Raw genomic sequence first — 1,775 nt, forward strand, 5'->3', positions numbered from 1 at the left:
GGGGTACGAGGCTGACGTGTCGTACAGGGAGCGCCAGGCAGTGACGGACGCGGAGCGCGATCCACAGCCGGGCGCCGAAGCGGTGCAGGGCCAGGTTGCTCGGCACCTCGAACAGTAGATAGCCGACGAAGAAGAGCCCGGAGGCGAGGCCGAACATGGTCTCGGTCATCCCGAGGTCGGCGCTCATGGTGAGCTTCGCGAAGGCGATGTTCGTACGATCCAGATAGTTCACGAAATAGAGCAGGATCAGAAAGGGGATCAGCCGTCGCGCTACCTTCTTCACCACGCGAGATTCGATCTCGCTCGGTGTAACCCCACCGTCAGTGGTGGTGCTATCGGTGGAGGTCATGGCAGGGGTACTCCTCGGAAAAGGTCAGCGGTGCTATCAACGAAGTGACTCAAGCCACAGTAGAAGCACTACCGAGCTCAACCTATGTGGACAATCTCTACAGAAGCCGTCCCCGCATGTGCGATTACTCCCGACGATCCGGCAAATGATTCCCGGCAGCCCGACGAACGTCCTTGACCAGTCGAACGCGACAAAACCGTCTGAGCTGCGGGTTTAGAGCTACTGGCATCGAGTCAGTGGCTAGTGTTGTCGGCGAAATAGCCGGAGCAAGTGCGCACGCACCGCATGACTTGAAGGACAGAACATGACGAAGTTGGTTCGGACCACGATGACCCGCCGGTCCTCCACCGCAGTCGCTGCCACCATCGCGGCGGTCGCTTTTTTCACCGCCGCCTGCGGCAGCGACTCCGACAAGACTGACTCGGAAAAGACCGCTACCGGCGCTTCGTCCGCTATGTCCTCGGTCAGCGTCGGTGGGAAGGCACTTGACGCCAAATTCGAGACGAAGTGCGCAAAGGACGGCGGCACGACAGTGATGACACTGCTCGACGCGGAAAATGCGACCTACGGCGTATTGACCGTCTCGGCCATCATCGATGAATCCGGCACGGTTCAGACTGCTGGAATCGCCGGAAGCGAGGGTGGATCGAACGGTCTGCCGTACACCGCCGGATTCGCACCGGGTCTGCCCGGCGGGTCGGCCAGTGCCAAGCAGGACGGCAATACCTTCGTGGTGACGGGCGAGGGAATCGGCGCCCGGGACGGGAGCAACCCGACGGAGACGTCGAGCTTCGAGATCACGTTCGCCTGCGAGTCCGTCATCGGCGGCTGAACGATAGAAGCAGGAGAATCGTGCACCTGTACTCAGGTGCACGATTCTTGCTAGCTGATCCCCAACTGTTCGCGCAGTTGGACGACGCGGAGCACGATGACTCCGATTGTCACCACGGTGACGGCACCAAAAGCGATCCAGCCGATCCGCACTGCTTTCACTCGGTTCTCGCCGGCGCCCAACCACTGTGGGACGTACAGGAAGGCAGCTGCCGTTGCGGCACCTGCCACCAGACCTCCCGCGTGACCCCAGAACGAGATCCCGGGCAGCGAAATGCTGATGATCACATTGATCGCGATCACCGAGATGATCGGGACCAGGCTTCGACGCAAACGCAGGAGAAGAACTGCCTGTGCACCCATGATGCCGAAGATCGCACCCGACGCCCCAGCAGTCCAGGACAAGGCAGTGAGCGAAGAGAACACCGGCTGGAAGGCCATCACCGAGGCGGAACCGCCGAGAAGCGAAACCAGGTAGATGCCGATGTACCGGGAGCGGCCCATCACGATTTCGGTGTCGCGCCCCAGGATGTAAAGCGCCTTCGTACGCCGACCTGAACTGCGACGGCGTTGCGCCCCCGCTGTACACCGGCAC

Annotated in this window: 3 protein-coding genes; 1 reads left to right on the forward strand and 2 read right to left on the reverse strand. The window is 61.4% G+C overall.

The genetic code is table 11. The features are described from left to right. Nucleotides 1–349 (reverse strand): MFS transporter (locus ABT116_RS44200; RefSeq protein WP_351646503.1); only part of this gene is annotated, 349 nt, incomplete at its 3' end. Between the two features lie 304 nt (nt 350–653). Between ABT116_RS44200 and ABT116_RS44205 the strand changes: the two genes are divergently transcribed. Further along, nucleotides 654–1,181: a lipoprotein LpqH gene (locus tag ABT116_RS44205; RefSeq protein ID WP_298774750.1), complete on the forward strand. Its 528-nt coding sequence runs from the start codon at nt 654–656 to the stop codon at nt 1,179–1,181. 50 nt (nt 1,182–1,231) lie between these two features. On the opposite strand, the gene ABT116_RS44210 is transcribed toward ABT116_RS44205, so the two are convergent. Then, a partial coding sequence (locus tag ABT116_RS44210; RefSeq protein WP_351646506.1) for a rhomboid family intramembrane serine protease occupies nt 1,232–1,775 on the reverse strand: 544 nt, incomplete at its 5' end.

Origin of the sequence: Streptomyces sp. NPDC002130 (assembly GCF_040296465.1) — a bacterium.
In the GTDB taxonomy this organism is placed as follows: Bacteria; Actinomycetota; Actinomycetes; order Streptomycetales; family Streptomycetaceae; genus Streptomyces.

What these genes read in the sequence shown, in the direction of transcription:
- ABT116_RS44205 (WP_298774750.1), top strand. Translation starts at nt 654, where the DNA reads ATGACGAAGTTGGTTCGGACCACGATGACCCGCCGGTCCTCCACCGCA.